Origin of the sequence: Vibrio sp. 10N.261.46.E11 (assembly GCF_041472735.1) — a bacterium.
Lineage (GTDB): Bacteria > Pseudomonadota > Gammaproteobacteria > Enterobacterales > Vibrionaceae > Vibrio.
Window position 1 is genome coordinate 1 of record NZ_JBFRQW010000098.1, and the last position, 300, is coordinate 300.

The window sequence follows — 300 nt, forward strand, 5'->3', positions numbered from 1 at the left end:
ATCCTGCACGACCCACCATTCTTTCTCCGCGTAAAGGATGGCTTTTATTTTCACTTTATTAAAAGTGAAGACAAAAGAAACTATCGTGGGCGATTAGCTCAGTTGGGAGAGCACCTGCCTTACAAGCAGGGGGTCACTGGTTCGAGCCCGGTATCGCCCACCATTCTCTAAATATTCTTGGAAGTTAAAACTCCAAACCACTTCTTATGTCGCTGGTTGGATTTTTCGACTGTGAGAGTCTTTAGAAAATGTGAATTTTAGAACACTGGTTCTTAAAGTCTCATGCTCTTTAACAATTTG

Annotated in this window: 1 tRNA gene; it reads left to right on the plus strand. The window is 42.0% G+C overall.

Going from position 1 to position 300, the window contains the following annotated elements:
- Positions 1-87: 87 nt before the first annotated feature.
- Positions 88-163, plus strand: a tRNA-Val gene (locus AB4407_RS20865).
- The last annotated feature ends 137 nt before the right edge of the window (positions 164-300 follow it).